The organism is Nocardia sp. NPDC052112 (assembly GCF_040680135.1).
Taxonomy (GTDB): Bacteria; Actinomycetota; Actinomycetes; order Mycobacteriales; family Mycobacteriaceae; genus Nocardia.
Window position 1 is genome coordinate 61142 of record NZ_JBFAWD010000022.1, and the last position, 20657, is coordinate 81798.

Here is a 20657-nt window from a genome sequence, read left to right on the forward strand (position 1 = left end):
CCAGGGCAGGAAAAACCCTGGCCAAGGCTACTCGCCAGTAGGTTGCTGACGGCGCGCCAGGTAGAGCCATCGAACCGGTTGACCGACGGCCCCCTACTACGGTTTGTCGTCGCTGAGCCTCACCCACGTGCCCCGATCACAGTGAGATATTCCGGTGCGTTACCGTGATCAATCTCACATGTTTGGATTGATCGCACGTAGCGCTTGCGGAGCTCGCAATCGTTTCGTTACCGTCATTGCGGTCGATGTCACAACACGGTCACGACTAGGAGGACGGCAAGCTTGACGCAGCACAGCGCTCCGGACATGGAGAGCCGTTCCTTGACAACGCTCCTGATCAGGCAGTTCGATACCGTGATCTCTCGCTCGATGATGTGGCACCACCGATGAACCATCGCTCGACCTTCGCAACCGAAAATCGCGCTCGCTCCGGACATCGTTACCGGTCCGATGATGACGAGAGCTTCGGTGGACATTCCAATGCCGCGGTAGATCCGTTCGGGACTTCGTCCCGACGTGCCGGTGGACACCGATATGCCGCCCCTGCCGCGGCGGGTGGATACGAGCACGAGGACAACGCGTGGGACGCGAACGATTCGTGGGCGCAGTCCGATTCCGCTTGGGGACAGTCACCGGCCGATTCGTCGTCGCACGATGATTCGTGGGGACAGTCGCAGGCTTGGAGCCAAGCCGATTCCTGGTCCGACGGCGGCGCGTGGGCATCCGACGATTCCTGGACTTCCGAGGGTGACGATTCCTGGCACGCCGACTCCGAGGCGTCTTGGACAGCGGAGGCGGACGGGTCCTGGGACGGCGATGAGTCTTGGGACGAGGACTCCGCTTGGGAGCCCGAGGATCCGGAAGCTCCGGCCGGTCCCACGGTGATCCCGGCGCGCCGGACGAATCGCGGTAATGGCGGCGCGCATCGGATGCCCGCACCCCCCGCCTCCCTGAAGGGCCGCGCCGCGGTCGTCGCTGTGGCCGCGGGTGCGGTGGTCGCCGCCGGACAGGCCGCCTTCGCCTCGCCCGAACAGCCCTCACAGGCCGTCGATTACGAGGCCGCCGGGCAGATTCACGAAATCGCGGCACAGTCGGTCAGCGTGGCGGAGCCGAATGCCGCGCCGGATTCGCCGCAGGTACTCAATGTTTCGGCCCCGACGAATCTCGGCCAGTTCGGCGACATGCTGCAAAAGGGGCAGAAGTTCGCCGACGATTTGGCGGCACAGGAGGCCTCGAAGCTCCGCCCGCTGTTCACCAAATTCGCCGCGGGCAATTTCACCTCCGGATTCGGCGCCCGCTGGGGCGTACAGCATCTCGGCGTCGATATCGCGGGCCCGATCGGCACCCCGATCTACGCCGTCGCCGACGCCACCGTGCTCGAAGCCGGTCCGGCATCCGGTTTCGGCATGTGGGTGCGCCTGCTGCACGATGACGGCACCGTCACCATCTACGGCCATATCGACACCGCCACGGTGTCGGCGGGCCAGCGCGTTCTGGCGGGTGATCAGATCGCCACCATCGGCAACCGTGGTTTCTCCACCGGCCCGCACTGCCATTTCGAGGTGTGGTTGAACGGCGTCGACAAGGTCGATCCGCTGCCTTGGTTGGCAACGCGCGGTATCAGCTTGGGTCCGCAGCGCGACTGATCTGCTCTTCGGGTCGGATTTTCGTCGAGGCTGGGCTGTTCGCATAAATGCATCGCGGCCGGTTGACCGGTGGTTCGCGGCATGCCGCGTGCCACATTCGACGCGCTGCGGGTTTTCTATGCACTTGAAGCCAAATTCCAAGTGCAGCAATGGGATTCATCGGACGAATGGTTGCGGGACCGCAATCGATTCGTTACCGTCGATGCACCCGTTTCTCTTCAGTAGTTGTGACCGGAGGATAGAAATCTCGATGCGCGTTGCGAGCACCCCGAGCGCCGTCCACGACACTCGAAGACCAGTAACTTTCGAACTTTCCTCGCGTTCAGGACAATTCGGACGCACTAGCGGTGTGATGCGGTCGCGACTATGAGACGAGAGCGGTTATCGGGCACCGACGGGCAGGGCGTGCCAGTTCAGCATTACCTAGATAATTCTTGGCAATCTTCGGGGCAGTCGAGCGGGGGCGAATCCTGGAAGCTGAGTGATCCTTGGTCACAAGCGGATTCGCTGCTCGAAAGTGGTACTCAGAGCTACAGCGCTGGTCACGGTTACGGCGCCGGTCAGAACTACGGTGGCAGTCCGGAATACGGCACGAGCCAGACATACCACGCGGGCCACGATCAAGGCGCAAGCCAGATCTACGATGCAAGCCAGCATTACGGCGACAGCCTGCGCGGCAGCACGGACAACGGCGGCTGGCACCAGTTCGGCGACTTCCGCAACGACTGGAATGGCGCCGCCATCCAGGATTACGGCACAAACCACAGCGACGGCACAAAACCGAGCCACCATGCAAGCCAGAACGACAACGCAAACCACGATTACGGCGACAGCCTGCTCTACAACGCGGGCAACAGCAGTTGGCACCAGTTCGGCGACTTCCGCGACAACTGGAATGGCGCCGCCATCCAGGATTGCGGCACAAAACCGAGCCACGACGAAAGCCAGGGCTACGAAGCAGGCCAGTACCGCGGCGGCGACAGCCTGACCTACAGCACGAGCAACGGCGGCTGGCACGAAGCGCACGACAGCCACGACGAGAACCTGACCTGGAACGGCATCGCCATCCAGGATGACGGCACGGGACAGGCCTACGACGCATGCCAGGACTACGGCAACAGCCTGAATCACAGGGCGAGCAACGGCGGCTGGCACGAGTTCGGTGACGGCCGCGATGAGGTGTCGAGCTGGACCGGCGGCGCTAGCCGGGATGACGATGCAAGCCTGAACCACGACGCGAGCCAGGACTACGGCCACGACCTCGACTACAACAATGGCTGGCAGGAGGTCCACGGCGAGGACCGGATCGGCCGCCGCGCTTTCCAGAGCGACGGCACCAGCCGAGAGCACGATGTCCATCAGAGCTCCGACGCACGCGCGGTCCACGACGCACGCCAAAAGCACGGCGACCGCCTGGAAGGCCGCATACGCCCGAACTACAGCGCGAGCCTGGGGCATGGGACAAACGCGGATCGTGACACGCGCCCAGGCCACGGCGAACGGCCGAACTACGGCGTACACGACGGAGATGGCAGCGGGCTGGGTGGCTGGCGCGAATTCGATGAAAGCGCCGGCTGGGATCCTGCAGCTCGACCGGACCACGATGTCGATGGGCGCCACCACGATTTGTGGAATCGCGACGAGGGTTGGGATAGTCGCGAATTCGGCGGCGGTGTTCGGGATGTCGACGGGTGGGCGGGGGCAGGTCGGGAAGTAGGATCTGCCGATTCGGTGGATCGCACCGGGCGCAGGCGACGGGGTGGTGCGCATCGGGTGCCTGCGCCGCCGCGGGCGTTCAGGGGGCGGGCTGCGGTCATTGCGGTGGCGGCGGGTGCGATCGTCGCCGCGGGGCAGAATTTGGCGGCGGGTAGCGAGAAGTCGCCACAGACGGCCGAATTGCAGGCTGTCGGGCAGCAGCAGGTGTTGGAACCGGTGAGCGGTGAGCTGCCGACGACACCGGAGCTGCTCGACACGGCGACACCGACGGACCTCGGGCAGTTCTCCGATGTGCTGGAGAACGGCGATAAGTTCGCGCAGGACTTGGCGGCGGAGGCGGAGGCCAAGCTGCGTCCGCTGTTCATGAAATTCGCCTCGGGCGCTTTCACTTCCGGATACGGCGAGCGCTGGGGCGTGCTGCATCCCGGTGTCGACGTCGCCGCCCCCATCGGCACACCGATCTACGCCGTCGAGGACGGCACCGTCATCGACGCCGGACCGGCCGCCGGTTTCGGCATGTGGGTACGAATGCGCGGCGACGATGGCACCGTCACGGTGTACGGCCACATCAACACCGCACTGGTCTCCGTGGGCGAGCACGTCCTGGCCGGCGACGAAATCGCTACCGTCGGCAACCGCGGCGAATCCACCGGCCCGCACTGCCACTTCGAAGTCTGGCTCAACGGCACCGACCGCATCGACCCCCTCCCCTGGCTCGCCACCCGGGGCATCAGCCTCGGCCAAGAACGCGACTGACGACCGTGGTACTCACCGGCAGTGCCGCTGACTACGGTGCGGCGGCGATCGCCGGTCCGAGCAGGTTCACAACCTTGACCACCTCCGAGCCCACGTACCGGTAGTGAGCGTGCACGCGGCAATTCTGCACCAGCGTGTACCTGATCCGAGCGGCGCGGCAGCAGCCGAACCACGAGGGTGCCGCGCACGCTACCGACCGCATCGTCGGCAGATCAGAGGCAAAGGCCCTATCAGAGTTTGACCAGGGTGCGACTGTATTGCGGGATGAGCCGGATCTTGCCCGCGGTGCCGAAGTCGATGGTGACGGTGGCCAGGGGCCCGAAGCCTTCGGCGGCCACTACGCGACCCAGCCCGTACTTGTCGTCGCTGACTCGATCGCCGACAGCCAGCACGAGATCGGCGTTATTGCGGGTTGCACCGCCGGGAGCGGGGCGGCGCGGACCGCGGTCGCTGACGCCCGGCCGCTGCTGATTCCAGCCGTCGCGGGTCCAGTCGTGTTCCAAGCCGTCGTCGCCGGCGCGCCGGCGGAGGCCGCGGGTCAGCGGCGAACCCTTCGGCTCCAACCGCTGCCAATCGATGAGGTGGGCCGGAATCTCCTGCAGGAATCGCGATTCCGGATTCGAAACCGGCTGTCCCCAGCCCGACCGCACCACCGCGCGGGTGACGTAGAGCCGCTGCCGCGCCCGGGTAATGCCGACATAGGCCAGGCGGCGTTCCTCGGCCAGCTCGGTCGGATCGCCGAGTGCGCGCATATGCGGGAACTGCCCATCCTCCCAGCCGGTTACGAAGACCACCGGGAATTCCAGGCCCTTGGCGGTGTGCAGCGTCATCATGGTGACCACGCCGGTGCCCTCCTCGGGCAGTTGATCGCTATCGGCCACCAGCGAGACACGTTCCAGGAAGGCGGCGAGCGAGCCCGGATCGGGTTCGCCCTCGGCCACCTCCGGCACCAGCCCCTCGGCACGGGCGGCCTCGGCATTGTTATACGCCTCGGAGCTGAATTCCCGTGCGACGCTGACTAATTCGTTCAAGTTGTCGAGCCGGGCACCGTCCTGCGGATCGTCGGAACCCTCCAACTCGGCCCGGTAGCCGGTGCGGTCGAGTACCGCTTCGACCATATTGCCGAGGTCGGGGAAATCCTGATCCGCCTGCGCACCGGCCGCTCGCACCTCGTCGAGCAGGTCGAGGAATCCGGCGATCGCGCGCTGCGACCGGGTATTCAGCAGCGCCACTGTGCCATCGGCCGCATCACGCAGCGCCTCGGCGAAACCGATGCCGCGCTGTTCGGCGTGTACCGCCACACAGGCCTCGGCCCGGTCGCCGATGCCGCGGCGTGGGGTGTTGAGGATGCGGCGCAGGCTCACCGTATCGTCCGGATTGTCGAGCACGCGCAGGTACGCGACGATATCGCGCACCTCCTTGCGCTCGTAGAAGCGCACGCCGCCGACCACCTTGTACGGCAGTCCCATCCGAATGAAGATCTCTTCCAGCGCGCGGGAGTTGTTGTTGGTGCGGTAGAAGACCGCGACATCGCTGTAGTTGGCATCGCCCGCGTCCACCAGCCGGTCGATCTCGCGCGCCACGAACGAGGCCTCGTCGTGCTCGTTGTCGGCGACGTAACCGGTGATCAGATCACCCTCGCCGGAATCGGTCCACAGCCGCTTGTCCCGGCGCTTCTCATTGCGCGATATGACCGCGTTCGCGGCGGACAGGATATTCTGGGTGGAGCGGTAATTCTGTTCCAGCAGAATGGTTTCCGCGTCCGGGAAGTCGCGTTCGAATTCCTCGATATTGCGGATGGTCGCGCCGCGGAAGGCGTAGATGGACTGGTCCGCGTCACCGACCACGCACAGTTCGCTCGGCGGGACCGCGTCTTCGGCCTGCTCCTGCGCGTGATCCCCGACCAACTCGCGGACCAGGATGTACTGGGCGTGGTTGGTGTCCTGGTACTCGTCGACCAGCACATGCCGGAACCGGCGGCGATAGTACTCGGCGACCTGTGGATGGTTCTGCAACAGCGCCACCGTTTCACCGATCAGATCGTCGAAGTCGAGGGCGTTCGCCGAACGCAACCGGCGCTGGTATTCGGTGTACACACGGGCGACGAGTGCGGGCAGTTCGGTTTCGTCGGTTTCGGCATCGGCGGTGGCCTGCTCCGGGCCGATGAGCTCGTTCTTCAAATTCGAGATGGCGGTGGCCAGCAGCCGCGCCGAATATTTCTTGACGTCGATGTCGAAGTCGCGGCTGATCATGGTGAGCAACCGCCGGGAATCGTCGGCGTCGTAGATGGAGAAATTGGAATTCAGACCGGGCAGGAGCGCGGCCTGCATGCGCAGGATGCGGACACAGCTGGAGTGGAAGGTCGAGACCCACATGTTGTTCGCGCGCGGACCGACCAGCCCGCTCACCCGTTCACGCATTTCGGCGGCGGCCTTATTGGTGAACGTGATGGCCAGGACCTGGCCCGGCGTCACCCCGCGGGCGGCGAGCAAATAGGCGATGCGCCGGGTGAGCACAGCGGTCTTGCCCGAACCCGCGCCCGCGACGATCAGCAGGGGCGCGCCGGCGTGCACGACCGCAGCGCGCTGCTGCGGGTTGAGACCGTCGAGCAGTCGCTCGGCCTCCTCGGCGCGACGTTGCTCACGTTCGGCACGGCGCTTTTCTTGTTCGACACGGTGTTTGTCGTCTACGACACGCCGCGACGCATCATCGGCGGCCGAGTGCGGGACCTCCGCCGCGGTGGGCACGGCAGAGTCACCCATCTCCTCGGTGCGAGCAGCGTCGACCTGCGGTTTCTGGGCTGAATCCTGGTGCCGAGCCAGCCCGGCCTGCGTCTTGGGAGCCACCGTGATGTCCATCGTCCATCCACGCTACCGGCGGGCACCGACAGAGATGAAGTCCCGGTCACCATCGGTGTCCGTTCGGCGAACGGCAGATGAACCGCCCCGGGTCGACACGGACGTCCCGACATGCAACCCTTCTCAGGAGATTCACAAAATGAAGTGTTTTGCATTGCTTGGGCCCCGTGGCAGACTGGCCGTATGACCTGCGCGACTGCCGCGAAGTATCCGATTCGGCCAACAGCCGGATATCGTGATCGCGGACTTTGTACCTGAGCGCGCTGCCTGGGGGGAGGATTGCCACACCTGCCAGGTTTGTTTTGCACGGTGAAAGAACCGATCGGTAACGAGCTCGGCTCACCGGCCGATCCATGTTCTGACACGAGGAGATGAATGATGAGCACCCCCGCCACGACGACTGGGTCTGATTCGGCTCTGCCCCACTCCGAGGCCGAGATCGACAAGCTCCGCAAGGAGATCGACCAGCTCGACGCGGAAATCCTGGCCGCCATCAAGCGCCGCACCGAGATCTCCCGGATCATCGGCCGCACGCGCATGGCCTCCGGCGGCCCCCGCCTCGTACACAGTCGTGAGATGAAGGTGCTCGAGCGCTTCAGCGAGCTCGGCCAGGAGGGTCACACCCTCGCCATGCTGTTGCTGCGCCTCGGTCGCGGCCGACTCGGCCACTAACCGCCTCCGGCCGCCACCAGCGGCCCCATCGAACCACGCGGCGTTCGCGAGATCGCCGCCTTCAGAAGGCCGCCCCGGGTGTTTCGCACCCCGGGGCGGTCGTTTCGTGTCCGCGGATCAGGTGAGGGCAATGTACTTGGTGGACAGGTATTCCTCGATGCCCTCGATGCCGCCCTCACGGCCGAAGCCGGAGGCCTTGACTCCGCCGAAAGGTGCTGCGGGATCGGAGATTACGCCGCGGTTGATGCCGACCATGCCGGATTCGATGCCCTCCGCGATGCGCAGGGCGCGGTCGAGGTCACGGGTGTAGACGTAGCTCACCAGGCCGAATTCGGTGTTGTTGGCGGCCGCGAGGCCCTCTTCCTCGGTTTCGAAGCCGACGATCGGAGCGACGGGACCGAAAACCTCCTCGCGCAGGATCCGAGCCTTCGGCGGGACGTCGCTGAGGATGGTCGCGGGATAGAACCAGCCGGGACCGCCGGGGGCCTTGCCGCCGAGGCGGACCTGCGCGCCGACCGCCACCGCGTCGTCGACCAGTTCGCTGACGGTATCGAGCTGTTCCTCGTTGATCAGCGGGCCGAGCGTGGTGTTCGGATCGGTGCCCGGTCCGAGGGTCACCGTATTCGACATCGCCTCGACGAGTTTGGTGGTGAACTCCTCCAGGACACCGTTCTGCACGTGGAAACGGTTGGCCGCGGTGCACGCCTCGCCGCCATTGCGCAGTTTTGCCAACATCGCGCCCTGTACGGCGGCGTCGATATCGGCATCGTCGAAGACCACGAACGGCGCATTGCCACCGAGCTCCATCGAGGTGCGCAACAATCCGTTCGCCGACTTCTGCACCAGTTTCTTGCCGACCTCGGTGGATCCGGTGAAGGTGAGCTTGCGCAGGCGCGGATCGTCGAGCAGCGGCTGGGTAACGGCGCCGGAACGGCTGGAGGTGATCACCGAGAGCACACCGTCCGGCAGCCCCGCCTCGCTGCACAGCTTCGCCAGCGCCAACATGGTCAGCGGTGTGGCCGATGCGGGCTTGACGATCATCGTGCAGCCCGCGGCCAGCGCGGGTCCGATCTTGCGCGTGCCCATGGCGAGCGGGAAGTTCCATGGTGTGATGGCCAGACACGGACCGACCGGCTGCTTGTGCACCATGATCCGCCCGGTGCCGGACGGCGCGTGCAGATAACGTCCATGCACCCGCACCGCTTCCTCGCTGAACCAGCGGAAGAATTCGGCGCCGTAGCGCACCTCGTTGCGGCTCTCCGGCAGCGCCTTGCCCATCTCCAGCGTCATCAGCAGCGCGAATTCCTCGGCGCGCGCGGTCAACTGCTCGAAGACCCGGCGCAGGATCTCGCCGCGTTCCCGCGACGGTGTCGCCGCCCATCCGGTTTGCACCGCGACGGCCGCGTCGAGCGCGCGCACGGCATCCTCCGGCGTGGCGTCGGCGACTTCGGTCAGCACCTGCCCGTCGGCCGGATTGTGCACCGGAAAGGTGCCACCCCCGGTGGCATCGACAGGACCGCCGATCCACAGCTGCGTCGGCACGGATTGGAGTACTTCGCGTTCGGACACCATGCACCCAAGCCTAGGCCGCGCGCTCGCGCATCACCCTCGACTCAGCGATCCGAACTTCGAGCGGGCCGCACGCGCGCTGCCGACTGTTTGCCAGACCCGCCCGCAGTCGCTGTTCGCGACACGCGAACGACCGCCACGGGGTAGCCGTCAGGACAACATCGGCGAAAGTATGCGGTCCTTGTCTGCGCGCCCGATCGAGTGCTTGTAACCTCGCGGACGTGAGCAGCGACATCACCGCATCGGCGGCCTGGCGGAAACTGCACGAGCACCACAGCGCCGTCGCCGGACGACACCTGCGTGAATTCTTCGCCGAGGATCCCGACCGCGGCCGCGAGCTGATCGTCGGAGTCGGCGACCTGCACATCGACTACAGCAAGCACCGTGTAACCCGGGAAACTCTGCATCTGCTGGTCGAATTGGCGCATGAGGCCGGGGTAGCCGAGCACCGCGACGCGATGTTCCGCGGCGACCACATCAACACTTCGGAGGACCGCGCGGTCGAACACATCGCGCTACGCCTGCCCGAGGGCGAGTCGGTCATCGTGGACGGTGCGGACGCGGGCGCCGAGGTACACGAGGTACTGCGGCGGATGGGTGAATTCACCGACGCGGTGCGCTCGGGTGCGTGGCGCGGCGCGACCGGCGAGCGCATCAAGACCGTGGTGAATATCGGCATCGGTGGTTCGGATCTCGGCCCGGATATGGTGCATCGCGCACTGCGGCATTATGCCGATGCCGGGATCGGCGCCCGCTTCGTCTCGAATGTCGACCCGGCCGATCTGCTCGCGAAACTCGATGGACTCGACCCGGCGACAACGCTGTTCATCGTTGCCTCCAAGACGTTTTCGACACTGGAGACGCTGACCAATGCCACCGCCGCCCGGCGCTGGCTGGTCGCCGCGCTCGGCGAGGACGCCGTCGCCAAACATTTCGTGGCCGTCTCGACGAATGCCGAGCGGGTCGCCGAGTTCGGGATCGACACCGCGAATATGTTCGGCTTCTGGGATTGGGTCGGCGGTCGCTATTCGGTGGATTCGGCCATCGGCCTTTCGGTGATGGCGACCATCGGCAAGGAGCGCTTCGCCGAATTCCTGGCCGGAATGCATGCCGTCGACCGGCATTTCGCGACCGCGCCGCTGGCCGAGAACGGACCGGTACTGCTCGGTCTGCTCGGCATCTGGTACTCGAACTTCTTCGGCGCCCAATCGCGTGCGGTGCTGCCCTATTCGAATGATCTGGCGCGTTTTCCGGCCTATCTGCAGCAGCTGACCATGGAATCCAACGGCAAATCGGTGCACGCCGACGGCACCCCGGTGACCACCTCGACCGGCGAAATCTTCTGGGGTGAACCGGGAACCAACGGCCAGCACGCCTTCTACCAACTGCTGCACCAGGGCACTCGGCTGATTCCGGCCGATTTCATCGGATTCGCCCGTCCCACCGACGATCTGGCCACCCGCGACGGCACCGGCAGCATGCACGACATCTTGATGAGCAACCTGTTCGCACAGACCAAGGTGCTCGCCTTCGGCAAGACCGCCGAGGAGATCGTGGCCGAGGGCACCGATCCGAAGGTGGTACCGCACAAGGTGATGCCGGGCAATCGGCCGAGCACGACGATTCTCGCGCCGCAGCTGACACCGTCGGTCCTCGGCCAGCTGATCGCGCTCTACGAACATCAGGTATTCGTCGAAGGCACCATCTGGGGCATCGACAGTTTCGACCAGTGGGGTGTCGAACTCGGCAAACAGCAGGCCCTCGCACTGGCCCCCCTGCTGACCTCTTCGGAAGAGCCACAGTCGCAAGGGGACTCGTCCACCGACGCCCTGATCGGCTGGTACCGCGACAACCGCTGAGCCGCCGGCCCAACGCTGGTGCCTCAGCCCAGCGCTTGCGCCGTCTTGATCAGTGCGGCGATGACATCCGGGAAGTCGGCGGTGATATCCGGACCGATTTCGGGGCCGACGGTATCAGCGGCATCGCCGATGATCTCGGTCCGGTAGACGACGCGGGTCCAGCCCTCACCCGCTGGCTCCAGGCGGTGCTCGGTGACGACGGTGAAATCGCCGCCGTCCATTTCATCGGTGAACAGTTCGCCGGGTTCGATCTCCACCAGGCGCAGCCGCACGGTGTCGCCGCCGGGGAGCGTCATGGTGAACGAGGTGCCGACCTCGAACGGGCCGTCGATTTCGATCTCGTCGAGACCTTCGTTCCATTCGGGCCAGGACTCCATATCCGACCAGCACCGCCACAGCGCCTCCGGTGCGACCGCAGTCTCCGCGCTGTATTCGTACTCCCACATTCCGCTTGCTCCCGGCTGCCTCGACACGATTTGTCGAGCGAGATCATGTCACCTCCAGCGTGATTCGGCGACGCGGCGCTCGACATCCTCGGTGGCGTAGTAGCGGCCGCCGCGCTGACGCAGGACGAGGTCGGCTCGGAGCCTGGTATCGGCGATCAGATCGGCATTGCGCAGATCGCTGTCGTACACCTTGATTTTCGCGGCATCCGGAGTTCGACCGCCGCGGATGTGGCGGCGCAGCAGCCGCTGTTCGATGACCTCGCGGGCCACGTCCAGGTACCAGACCTCGTCGAGGAATTCACGCGCGCCCGACCAGGCGCCGTCGGACAGCAGCAGGTAGTTGCCCTCGGTAATGGCAATCTCCTGCCGATCGAAGACGACACCGGCCGGGGTCGGTTCCTCGATGGCACGGTCGAAGGTCGGCCATGGCACCGGCTCGCCGAGCGGCGTATCGCGCAGGCGGCGAAGGGTTTCCACGAAGGCCGCGACGTCGAAGGTGTGCGGTTCGCCCTTGCGCTCCAGATTTCCGGTGACGCGCAGTTCGGCGTTGGACAGGTGGAAGCCGTCCATCGGAGCGATCTCGGCGATCGGAGTACCGGATCGGTTGTTCAGATCGTCGCGAATAGCCTTGGCCAATGTGGACTTGCCCGCACCCGGCGGACCCGCGATGCCGAGCACGTACCGTCGGGCGCACCCCGCCGCCCGGATCCGCAGATGCTCGACGAGCGAGCGCAACGGCATTTCGACGGAAGTCCGTGTCATCGAAATCACCCTACTCAGCCTGCGCCGCTCCGCTGCGAATTTGCGCGCATGGCTGGATAAGTCGGCTATCGCAGTCGCTGGCGGACTTCGGTGGCGAGGTCGGCGGCGGCATCGCGCAGTGCCTCGATGAACAGCTGTCTCGGCGTGGCCGAATCCCCGCCGCGATAGACGACGCAGGTCGTGCGAACCGCGGCGGGGTGGTCGATGCGGACCAGCGCGATGCCCGGCGGCAGGACCGGAACCGCGATTCCGGGCACCACGGTGCTGCCCATACCCGCCGCGACCAGCCCGAGTTTGGCGAACCAGTCGCGGGCGACGAAGGCGATCTCCGGTTCCCAGCTGGCATCGCGCCAGGCGCCGAGCAGGGTGCTGTGCACCTCGCTGCTGCCCGCGATCCAGCGCTCGCCGCGCAACTGCGCGGGCGTGACGCTGGCGCGACCCGCGAGGGCGTGGTCCGGTGGCACCGCGATGAGCAGTGGGTCGTCCAGGAGCGGCTCGATGTCGGTATCCGCGGGCAGATTCCGCGTCTCGGTCACCACCGCCAGATCCAGCCGGCCCCGCGCGACGGCGGACGCCAACCGCGGACTGGTGCCCTCGCGCAGCGGTACGCGGGCGAGTCGAGACGTGGTGGCGGCGATGGCCCTCGGCACCAGCGCCGCCATGGCGGTCGAGAATGCGCCGACCCGGAGCGTGGCGGGTGGGCGGTCGGTCAGTTCGTCCAGTTCCTGCCGCGCGGAGCCGAGCCCACCGAGCACCGTTTCGGCATGGCGCAGCACGATTCGTCCCGCCTCGGTGGGCTGTACGCCGCGCGCGTGCCGCTCGAACAATGCCCGGCCCGCCGCCTGCTCCATGAGGGCGATCTGCCGGGATACCGCCGACTGCGTGTAGCCCAGATTCTCCGCGGCGGTCGAGAACGATCCGCACCGAGCCGCCTCCCGGACCACGCGCAGGCCGACGATCGTGAACTCACCCATGCGATCAACTCATACCAAATATGCGAGACTCTCGCTTGTCGCATATCTCGGTGCCGCCTAGCGTCGCAGGTATGAGTGCAGCAGCGAACAAGAAACTGATCGAGGACATCTTCGAGCAGATGTCCCAGGGCAATACCCGGGCGATGGGCGAGGCCATGGCCGAGGACTTCCGCTGGATCTTTCCGGGGAACTGGTCCTGGTCGGGCGCCTGGGAGCCGAAATCGGTGGTGCTGAACGAACTGCTGCGTCCACTGATGACCCAGTTCACCGAGTACCGCAGCGCGGCCGACTTCGTGATCGCCGAAGACGACCGCGTCGTCGCCCAGGTCCGCGGGCACGGCATTACCACCCGGGGCGAGCCGTACGAGCAGACCTACTGCTTCATCTTCAGGATCGCCAACGGTCGGCTCACCGAGGTGATCGAACATTGCGACACCGCACTGGTCGAGCGAGTACTCGACCCGCTGCAGCGGGTCGGCGGCTAGTTCGGGCGGGTCCCGCGGTAGAAGGTGACGCGACCGAGGCGCCGGTGGCGCCGGGAGGCGACCACGGCGCAGTCGAAGCCGACGGTGCGCAGGAGTTGGGGGATGCCGTCGCCGAGGTTGTCCCCGACATGGTGGTTGTGCAGCAACAACCGGGCCATCAGGCCGTCGTCCGGGGTCACCTCGCCGCCGACATCGAGGATGTGCAAGCTGCCGCCGGGGCGCAGCACACGCAGCGCCTCGGCCAGCGCGGCGGTTTTGATATCGGTTTCGAGGTGGTGCAGCATCATCGATGACAGCACCCGGTCGAATTCGCCGTCCGGATAGGGCAGTTCCTGCGCATAGGCGCGTTCGAAGCGAATTCCGTTCAACCCGTGTGCCTTTCGCTCGGCGCGGGCGAGTGCGAGGGGGTCGGGATCGGAACCGATCACCTCGGCCGCGGGCTGGGTGCGCTTGGCCCGGATCGTCAGATTTCCGGTGCCGCAGCCGATTTCCAGCACGCGCTGATCGGGGGCGAGTTCGGCCTGCGCGACGAGGGTTTCGTGGAGTGTGTACATGCCGAGCAGGCGGGTCAGCAGATCGTAGCCGGGCAGGAAGGCGTCGCGGCCCGCGGCGGGCAGGTAGTCGTGCCGGTTGCCCATGGCTTTCACTACGGAATGTGGATGATCTTTGGTCATGATTTTCATGGTGCCCGCTGATACAGCGGCACAATTGGGTGATTGTCGGCCGAATTCGGACTATTTTCGGTCTCATGACCGAGGCTACCCGGATGGTCCGGCACCGCCGTGGTGTTCCGGAGTACGACTATCGCAGCGATCAGGTCACGCCGCCGGTATCGCTGCTGTGGTTCGATCGACTTACCGAACGCGACCACAGCCCGCATATTCACAACTTTCCGGCCATGCTGTACATCCGGTCCGCCGGCGTGGTGTATGTGGTCGCGCCGGGTCAGGTGATCGCGGACGCACCACCGTACGAGTCCGAAGGCTCGGTCGCGGTGTTCTTCGATCCCGCGGCGCTCGGCGACGCCGGACGCACGCCCTGGCCCGCGTGGCGCGCGCATCCGCTGTTATTTCCATTCCTGCACGAGCATTCGGGTGGCGTGCTCGAGTTGACCGTCCCGGTGGCACGAAGACCACTGTGGGACAATGCGATTGCCGCCATCGACGCCGAACTGGCACAGCGGCAGGAGGGGTACCGGCAGGCGGCGGCGGCACATCTGACGCTGCTGCTCATCGACCTCGCGCGGCTGGCCGCCGACGTGGTGGGTGATCTGCGGCGCAGCGGTGAACCGCTGCTCGCCGAGGTATTCGACATCATCGACCAGCGACACACCGCACCGCTGTCGCTGCGTGATGTCGCGGATGCGGTCGGCATGACGCCGGGGCATCTGACCACCGTGGTGCGCCGCCGTACCGGGCGCACCGTGCAGGCGTGGATCACCGAGCGGCGGATGGCCGAGGCGCGCCGTTTGCTGGCCGAGACCGATCTGCCGGTCGGTGAGATTGCCCGGCGGGTCGGGATTCCCGACGCGGGCTACTTCACCCGTTTGTTCCGGCGCAACAACGATCTCTCACCTCGGCAATGGCGCGCCCAGCCTACTTCCCTCGCACGCTGACGCGAGCGCCCTCGAGAACTACCCAGATTTCTACCCGTGGCCGGTGGCCACACGGGATGCCCGCGATCGGCCGGGTCAGGTCAGGGCGCGGGCGATGATGTCGGTGGTGTTCACGCCGGTGGGAAGGGTGCCGAAGGCAATGCCCCAATCGTCGCCGAGGCGGGTGGCGCAGAACGCGTCGGCCACGGCGGGATGGCCGTGGCGCACCAGTTGCGCGCCCTGCAGGACCAACGCCATGAGTTCGACGACACGGCGGGCACGGTATTCGATTTCGTCGAGGTCGGACAATTCCTTGCCGAGGCGGGCGATGGCATCGTCGAGACGTGGGTCGGCGCCCGCGGCGAGCGAGACTTCGTTGAAGAAGGCCTCCACGGTTTCGGGCTGCCGCCCCATGGCGCGCAAGGCATCCAGCGCCGCGACATTGCCGGAGCCTTCCCAGATGGACATGAGCGGGGCCTCGCGGTAGAGCCGGGGCATACCGGATTCCTCGGCGTAACCATTGCCGCCGAAGCATTCCAGGGCCTCGGCCGCATGTGCGGGGGCGCGCTTGCACACCCAGTACTTGGTGACGGCCAACGCGATTCGGCGCAGCGCGGCCTCGGCGGGATCGGTGCCCGCGCGGTCGGTCGCACCGGCCAGGCGCATCATGACCGTGGTCGCGGCGTCGGATTCGATCACCAGATCGGCCAGCACATTGCGCATCGCCGGTTGGTCGATCAGCTTGGCCCCGAACACTTCTCGATGCCGGGCGTGGTGCGCCGCGTAGACGGCACCGATGCGCATGCCGATCGCGGAACCGATGACGCAGTCCAGGCGGGTCATATTGACCATTTCGACAATGGTCTTGACGCCGGCCCCTTCGGCACCGACCATCCAGCCGGTGGCGTTCTCGTATTCGATCTCCGAGGACGCGTTCGACTTATTGCCGAGCTTGTCCTTGAGGCGTTGGATCCGAATGGGATTGCGGGTGTCGTCGGGCAGTACCCGTGGCAGCAGGAAGCAGGACAGCCCACCCGGCGCCTGGGCCAGGGTGAGGAACATATCCGACATGGGGGCCGAGGTGAACCATTTGTGGCCGACGATGCGGTAGCTGCCGTCGGGTTGCGGTGTGGCGGTGGTGGTGTTGGCGCGAACGTCGGAGCCGCCCTGCTTCTCGGTCATCGACATACCGGCGATGAGGCCGGCCTTGGTCGACGGCTCGCGCAAGCCGAAATCATAAGTGCGAGAACCGAGTAGCGGCTCGTATCTGGCCGCGAGTTCGGGATTGTGCCGTAGCGCGGGCACGATGGCGTAGGTCATGGAGATCGGGCACATATGCCCGGCGTCGGCGGCGCCCCAGGTGTAGAACTTGGCCGCACGGGCGACATGGGTGCCCGGCCGGTCGTCGAGCCAGGGTGAGCCGTGGAGTCCGTGCGCGACAGCGACTTTCATCAGTTCGTGCCAGTACGGGTGGAATTCGACCTCGTCGACGCGGTTGCCGTAGCGGTCGTGTGTGTGCAGGACCGGCGGGTATTCGTTGGCCAGGCGGCCCCACTCCTGCGCTTCGAATCCGCCCGCGCGCGTACCGAGTTCACGCACTTCCGATTCGGCCCAGCCCGCACCCTCGCGGTGTAGCCCCTCGAGCAGGGCGGGGTTCTGCGCGACATCGAAGGGCACGATATCGGGCACCTGGTTGAAGACTTCATGCGTCGGCATCGGACACTCCTGAGTCGGATTGGTCGTGCACACCCAGTGCGCGTAACGCGAAATTGACGAGTTCGGGCACGACGGATTCGCTGTGCGGTGCGTCGGCCAGCGGGCCGACCAGGACCTCGCCGATCGCGCCGACGAGGGCGGCCGCGCTGATCTTGGCATCCTGGGCGGGCAACTCGGCACGCGCGACACCTTCCGCGACCGCGGATTCGAAAGCTTCGGCAAAGGCGCGGCGGAAGCGCAGACGCTCGGTATCGACCACGGTATCGACAGGTTCGACGAGCAGGACATAGGCGAGTTTCGGATTCTTCAGCGCCCGGCCCGCGAAGGTCTCCACCGCCGCGGTCACCCGCTCGACGGCCGTTCCGGACGCGCTTGCGGTGCCCACCGCGGCCACCTCGTGCGCGACCACCTTCCGGAATACCGCGCTCACCAGGTCGGCCTTGCCGCTGAAGTTCTTGTAGACCGTCCCGGTGGCCACGCCGGCCTCGGCGGCGACGGCCGCCATGGACAGCCCGGCATAGCCCGCGCGCGACAGCACCTTGGTCGCGGCCTGCACGATCAGGCCCGCCTGGGCATCGAGGCGGGCCTGCACAGCAGGGGTTCTGCGGTACGCCATACAAGAAGTGAACCACATATTCATTTCTTCACACAAGGGTGCTTCCGACGGCGTATGGTCGTGCACGTGACTGTGCGAATCGAACGCAACGGGCCCGTGACCACGGTGATCCTGCACCGCCCCGAGGCACGCAATGCCGTGGACGGTCCGACCGCCGCGGCCCTGGTCGACGCATTCCGCGAATTCGACGCCGATCCGGATGCGGCGGTCGCCGTGCTATGGGGCGACGGCGGTACCTTCTGCGCGGGCGCGGACCTGAAGGCACTCGGCACCGAGCGCTCCAATCGGGTCACCGAGGACGGCGACGGCCCGATGGGACCGACTCGACTGCGGCTGTCCAAACCGGTGATCGCCGCGATCTCCGGATACGCGGTCGCGGGCGGACTGGAACTGGCCCTGTGGTGCGATATGCGAGTCGCCGAGCAGGACAGCACCCTCGGTGTGTTCTGTCGCCGCTGGGGTGTGCCGCTGATCGATGGCGGCACGATTCGGTTGCCGCGCATCATCGGCACCGGACGCGCGATGGATTTGGTGCTCACCGGCCGTGCCGTCGCCGCCACCGAGGCGCTGCAGATCGGGCTGGTCAATCGAGTGGTGCCGAATGGTGAATCCCGCAGCGCCGCCGAACAACTCGCCGCCGAATTGGCCGCACTGCCGCAGACCTGCCTGCGCTCGGACCGCAGGTCGCTGCTGGAGCAGGACGGTATGGACGAAGTGACGGCTATGCGCAATGAGTACCGGCACGGTCTCGAGGCCTTGGCCGATGGCGCCCTGGACGGCGCGCAACGGTTCGCCGCCGGTGCGGGCCGTCATGGTGCGCGCTCCTGACAATGGGGCCTGCCCGACGGTTGAGCGTCGTCGACGAGATCTTCCTGCGCACCCATCGCCGGCTCGGTACCCCGATCGCGCTGCAGGGTTTGTGGCGCACCGCCGATCGCGTCGATCCGGAACTGCTGCGACGGGTGCACGCGACACTGCGGGTTGGCCCCTTGGGCCGCAGGGTGATTCGACCTCGGGTTCCGGGAGCACGTCGCGGTTGGCGGCCGAATACTCGGGCGCATCCGCTCGAGTTCACCGACCGCGCTATCGCTACCGGAGACCTGCTCGAGTGGGCCGATGAGCAGGGTGCGAACCTCGATCCCGAATTCGGCCCGGGTTGGCGATTGTCGACCGCCGCCTTGGCCGACGGCGGTTCGATCGTATCGCTGACCTGTTCACATGCGCTTGCCGACGGCAGAGCCCTGGTACTCGCGGTCGACGATGCGCTCGGCGGACCGAGCCTGACCACGCCGTCGGCGCGAGTAAGCGGCTCATTTGCGAAAGCGCCGGCACCAGCGGCGAATTGCCCTGGTACGGGGCGAACGGTCGCAGCCGCGCCCGGCCGATCGGATACCGGTGAGCCGATGACATCCACCGCAGGGGCTGCAGACCGGTCCGACGCGAATGCCGCACCGGCCCGGGAGTCCGGAGAGTCGACGTCGGATTGGTCCGATGCCTGGCGGCAGTGGTCGATCGTTGCGCGTGGCACGGTCCGCGCGCTGCGCCGCGGCATCCCACCGCGCCCTACTCGCGCGGTACCGGACCGCGAATATGCGCTATCGACCGGCGGAAAGATCGCCCACAGCGTGGTGCTGCAATGCCCGGCAGGCGACTGGGAGTCGGTAGCCCAGGCGCAAGGCGGCACGGCCAACAGTCTCTTCATAGCGCTGATCGCGAAGATGTTGTGGGCCAGTGGATTTCCCGGCGCGACCATCGATGCCAGCCTCCCGGTCGACACCCGCGACGAGCCGCGCGTCGACAACGATCTCGCGATGACCGAGCTCACCATCGAGCGCGCCGATACTCCGGGCACCATCCGCGAGAAGGCCCGAATCGCCTACGAGCGGCGCATGTCCAGCCCCGGCGGGATGCCGGAGGAACTGCTGCAGGTCATTCCGGACCGCTGGGCCCATGCGCTGTCCAGGGGTGCCGGTGAACGAGACATGCTGTGCTCCAATATCGGAACCGTCCCCGACTCGCTGCGGGCCCTCGGCCCACACCGCTGCACCGGCGTCGCCGCCCGCGCCATCCACCCCGGCCTCACCGCGAACTGCCTGCCACGCACTCGGCTATCCGGCTACCTCTGTCGAATCGCCGACACTTACACCCTCGCTATCGTCAGCCTCGATCCCGCCCATATCGACACGCCCGCAACCCTGCGCACCCTTGCCCACGAAACCACAACCGCCTTCGCCCTCCCGGTCACCCTGTGGTGAGCTCCGGCAGGAGTGAATTGCTGCTGCCGGGCGGTCCGAGCGCGATATCGGTTCGATCGAGTACATCCTGCGGTACCCCGATGCCCGGCTCCAGATCGTCCGAGGAGATCGGGGCGTCCCAGACCTGACGCAAGGGCAGGACGCCCGCCCAGACGCCGCCGGTGTCGATATCGGTGGCGTCGTCCTCGGGGCCACCGGAGCGGACCTTCACCGATGCCTCGGTCAGGTCGAGGGCCAGGACCATGGTGGCGGCCATTTCCTTTTTGTTCGGCGGCCGCACGCGGTCCCACGCGCCCGGTGCGGAGTGTTCGACGACGACCCGCAGCGCGTGCATGCGGTCACCAGGGTCGGTGAGTTCGACGGCACGGCCGCGCACTACGGCCGAGCGATAGTTGGCGGAGAAGTGCATGGCCGAGCGGGCGTAGACGATGCCGTCGACCAGGGTGACGGCGATGCAGACATCGGCGGTCAGCGCCGCCCGCAGGTTTCCGGCGCCGGTCGAGCCGTGCAGATACAGCGTGTCGCCGTCGCGGCCGTAGACGGTCGGGAGCACCACCGGACTGCCGCCGAGCAGCACGCCGAGATGGCAGACCAGGCCGGCGTCGAGGACCGCATCCAGTTCTGCCCGGTCGGTACGGCCGCGCTCCTTGGAACGTGTCAGGGTGGTACGTGGGGTCGGCGAAAGCGGCGGCCGAGCACTGGTCGTTTTCGTCATACCTCGAGCCTGGGGCCG

Annotated in this window: 16 protein-coding genes and 1 pseudogene; 8 read left to right on the forward strand and 9 right to left on the reverse strand. The window is 66.5% G+C overall.

Annotation, left to right across the window (positions count from 1 at the left end; translation table 11 throughout):
- Positions 1 to 386 precede the first annotated feature (386 nt).
- The gene (locus tag AB0L58_RS33085) at positions 387 to 1646 is read left to right on the forward strand and encodes a M23 family metallopeptidase (RefSeq protein ID WP_364393059.1); all 1260 of its coding nucleotides are present in this window, start codon (positions 387 to 389) and stop codon (positions 1644 to 1646) included.
- A gap of 1755 nt (positions 1647 to 3401) precedes the next feature.
- Positions 3402 to 4118: pseudogene (locus AB0L58_RS33090) on the forward strand (M23 family metallopeptidase); the annotation flags it as partial.
- Positions 4119 to 4348: 230 nt separating this feature from the next.
- Here AB0L58_RS33090 and pcrA read toward each other — a convergent pair.
- Positions 4349 to 6976: a DNA helicase PcrA gene (pcrA, locus tag AB0L58_RS33095; protein ID WP_364393061.1), complete on the reverse strand. Its 2628-nt coding sequence runs from the start codon at positions 6974 to 6976 to the stop codon at positions 4349 to 4351.
- 378 nt (positions 6977 to 7354) lie between these two features.
- On the opposite strand from pcrA, the gene AB0L58_RS33100 reads away from it, so the two are divergent.
- Complete coding sequence (locus AB0L58_RS33100; RefSeq protein ID WP_364393205.1) at positions 7355 to 7648, forward strand: chorismate mutase; 294 nt, start codon at positions 7355 to 7357, stop codon at positions 7646 to 7648.
- A 117-nt stretch (positions 7649 to 7765) separates the two neighbouring features.
- Here the strand turns inward: AB0L58_RS33100 and AB0L58_RS33105 are convergent, their stop codons facing one another.
- On the reverse strand, positions 7766 to 9220 hold the full coding sequence (locus tag AB0L58_RS33105) for an NAD-dependent succinate-semialdehyde dehydrogenase (protein WP_364393064.1): 1455 nt from the start codon (positions 9218 to 9220) through the stop codon (positions 7766 to 7768).
- 218 nt (positions 9221 to 9438) lie between these two features.
- Here AB0L58_RS33105 and pgi point away from each other — a divergent pair, with 218 nt between their 5' ends.
- Entirely contained in the window at positions 9439 to 11076 is a 1638-nt protein-coding gene (pgi, locus tag AB0L58_RS33110) for a glucose-6-phosphate isomerase (RefSeq protein WP_364393066.1), read from the forward strand.
- A 23-nt stretch (positions 11077 to 11099) separates the two neighbouring features.
- Here pgi and AB0L58_RS33115 read toward each other — a convergent pair whose 3' ends face one another.
- The 3 genes from AB0L58_RS33115 to AB0L58_RS33125 form a co-directional block, all read right to left on the reverse strand.
- Complete coding sequence (locus tag AB0L58_RS33115) at positions 11100 to 11522, reverse strand: SRPBCC family protein (protein ID WP_364393068.1); 423 nt, start codon at positions 11520 to 11522, stop codon at positions 11100 to 11102.
- Positions 11523 to 11570: 48 nt separating this feature from the next.
- On the reverse strand, positions 11571 to 12284 hold the full coding sequence (locus AB0L58_RS33120) for a nucleoside/nucleotide kinase family protein (RefSeq protein WP_364393071.1): 714 nt from the start codon (positions 12282 to 12284) through the stop codon (positions 11571 to 11573).
- A 65-nt stretch (positions 12285 to 12349) separates the two neighbouring features.
- Positions 12350 to 13258 carry a LysR family transcriptional regulator gene (locus AB0L58_RS33125; RefSeq protein WP_364393074.1) on the reverse strand — a complete coding sequence of 303 codons (909 nt, stop codon included), beginning with the start codon at positions 13256 to 13258 and terminating at the stop codon, positions 12350 to 12352.
- Between the two features lie 71 nt (positions 13259 to 13329).
- Between AB0L58_RS33125 and AB0L58_RS33130 the strand changes: the two genes are divergently transcribed.
- The gene (locus AB0L58_RS33130; protein ID WP_364393076.1) at positions 13330 to 13743 is read left to right on the forward strand and encodes a nuclear transport factor 2 family protein; all 414 of its coding nucleotides are present in this window, start codon (positions 13330 to 13332) and stop codon (positions 13741 to 13743) included.
- Here AB0L58_RS33130 and AB0L58_RS33135 read toward each other — a convergent pair.
- Entirely contained in the window at positions 13740 to 14417 is a 678-nt protein-coding gene (locus AB0L58_RS33135; RefSeq protein ID WP_364393079.1) for a class I SAM-dependent methyltransferase, read from the reverse strand. The genes AB0L58_RS33130 and AB0L58_RS33135 overlap by 4 nt on opposite strands.
- Positions 14418 to 14491: 74 nt before the next feature.
- On the opposite strand from AB0L58_RS33135, the gene AB0L58_RS33140 reads away from it, so the two are divergent.
- Positions 14492 to 15358, forward strand: coding sequence for a helix-turn-helix transcriptional regulator (locus tag AB0L58_RS33140; RefSeq protein ID WP_364393082.1), 867 nt, complete (start codon positions 14492 to 14494; stop codon positions 15356 to 15358).
- Between the two features lie 75 nt (positions 15359 to 15433).
- Here the strand turns inward: AB0L58_RS33140 and AB0L58_RS33145 are convergent, their stop codons facing one another.
- Together AB0L58_RS33145 and AB0L58_RS33150 are read right to left on the reverse strand one after the other, a co-directional pair.
- Positions 15434 to 17053: an acyl-CoA dehydrogenase family protein gene (locus tag AB0L58_RS33145; RefSeq protein ID WP_364393085.1), complete on the reverse strand. Its 1620-nt coding sequence runs from the start codon at positions 17051 to 17053 to the stop codon at positions 15434 to 15436.
- The gene (locus AB0L58_RS33150; RefSeq protein ID WP_364393088.1) at positions 17040 to 17669 is read right to left on the reverse strand and encodes a TetR/AcrR family transcriptional regulator; all 630 of its coding nucleotides are present in this window, start codon (positions 17667 to 17669) and stop codon (positions 17040 to 17042) included. The genes AB0L58_RS33145 and AB0L58_RS33150 overlap by 14 nt, the downstream gene beginning before the upstream one ends.
- Before the next feature lie 54 nt (positions 17670 to 17723).
- Between AB0L58_RS33150 and AB0L58_RS33155 the strand changes: the two genes are divergently transcribed.
- Together AB0L58_RS33155 and AB0L58_RS33160 are read left to right on the forward strand one after the other, a co-directional pair.
- Positions 17724 to 18497 (forward strand): crotonase/enoyl-CoA hydratase family protein, encoded by a 774-nt coding sequence (locus tag AB0L58_RS33155; protein WP_364393091.1) that lies wholly within the window; start codon positions 17724 to 17726, stop codon positions 18495 to 18497.
- Positions 18498 to 18499: 2 nt separating this feature from the next.
- Positions 18500 to 19924, forward strand: coding sequence for a hypothetical protein (locus AB0L58_RS33160; RefSeq protein WP_364393094.1), 1425 nt, complete (start codon positions 18500 to 18502; stop codon positions 19922 to 19924).
- Here the strand turns inward: AB0L58_RS33160 and AB0L58_RS33165 are convergent.
- Entirely contained in the window at positions 19911 to 20639 is a 729-nt protein-coding gene (locus tag AB0L58_RS33165; RefSeq protein WP_364393096.1) for a pyridoxamine 5'-phosphate oxidase family protein, read from the reverse strand. The two genes, AB0L58_RS33160 and AB0L58_RS33165, sit on opposite strands and share 14 nt — an antisense overlap.
- Positions 20640 to 20657: the final 18 nt, after the last annotated feature.

What these genes read in the sequence shown, in the direction of transcription:
- AB0L58_RS33130 (WP_364393076.1), top strand. Translation starts at nt 13,330, where the DNA reads ATGAGTGCAGCAGCGAACAAGAAACTGATCGAGGACATCTTCGAGCAG.
- AB0L58_RS33140 (WP_364393082.1), top strand. Translation starts at nt 14,492, where the DNA reads ATGACCGAGGCTACCCGGATGGTCCGGCACCGCCGTGGTGTTCCGGAG.
- AB0L58_RS33100 (WP_364393205.1), top strand. Translation starts at nt 7,355, where the DNA reads ATGAGCACCCCCGCCACGACGACTGGGTCTGATTCGGCTCTGCCCCAC.
- AB0L58_RS33105 (WP_364393064.1), bottom strand. Translation starts at nt 9,220, where the DNA reads ATGGTGTCCGAACGCGAAGTACTCCAATCCGTGCCGACGCAGCTGTGG.
- AB0L58_RS33085 (WP_364393059.1), top strand. Translation starts at nt 387, where the DNA reads ATGAACCATCGCTCGACCTTCGCAACCGAAAATCGCGCTCGCTCCGGA.
- AB0L58_RS33120 (WP_364393071.1), bottom strand. Translation starts at nt 12,284, where the DNA reads ATGACACGGACTTCCGTCGAAATGCCGTTGCGCTCGCTCGTCGAGCAT.
- AB0L58_RS33125 (WP_364393074.1), bottom strand. Translation starts at nt 13,258, where the DNA reads ATGGGTGAGTTCACGATCGTCGGCCTGCGCGTGGTCCGGGAGGCGGCT.
- AB0L58_RS33115 (WP_364393068.1), bottom strand. Translation starts at nt 11,522, where the DNA reads ATGTGGGAGTACGAATACAGCGCGGAGACTGCGGTCGCACCGGAGGCG.
- AB0L58_RS33155 (WP_364393091.1), top strand. Translation starts at nt 17,724, where the DNA reads ATGGTCGTGCACGTGACTGTGCGAATCGAACGCAACGGGCCCGTGACC.
- AB0L58_RS33160 (WP_364393094.1), top strand. Translation starts at nt 18,500, where the DNA reads ATGGGGCCTGCCCGACGGTTGAGCGTCGTCGACGAGATCTTCCTGCGC.
- AB0L58_RS33135 (WP_364393079.1), bottom strand. Translation starts at nt 14,417, where the DNA reads ATGACCAAAGATCATCCACATTCCGTAGTGAAAGCCATGGGCAACCGG.
- AB0L58_RS33165 (WP_364393096.1), bottom strand. Translation starts at nt 20,639, where the DNA reads ATGACGAAAACGACCAGTGCTCGGCCGCCGCTTTCGCCGACCCCACGT.
- AB0L58_RS33150 (WP_364393088.1), bottom strand. Translation starts at nt 17,669, where the DNA reads ATGGCGTACCGCAGAACCCCTGCTGTGCAGGCCCGCCTCGATGCCCAG.
- AB0L58_RS33145 (WP_364393085.1), bottom strand. Translation starts at nt 17,053, where the DNA reads ATGCCGACGCATGAAGTCTTCAACCAGGTGCCCGATATCGTGCCCTTC.
- pcrA (WP_364393061.1), bottom strand. Translation starts at nt 6,976, where the DNA reads ATGGACATCACGGTGGCTCCCAAGACGCAGGCCGGGCTGGCTCGGCAC.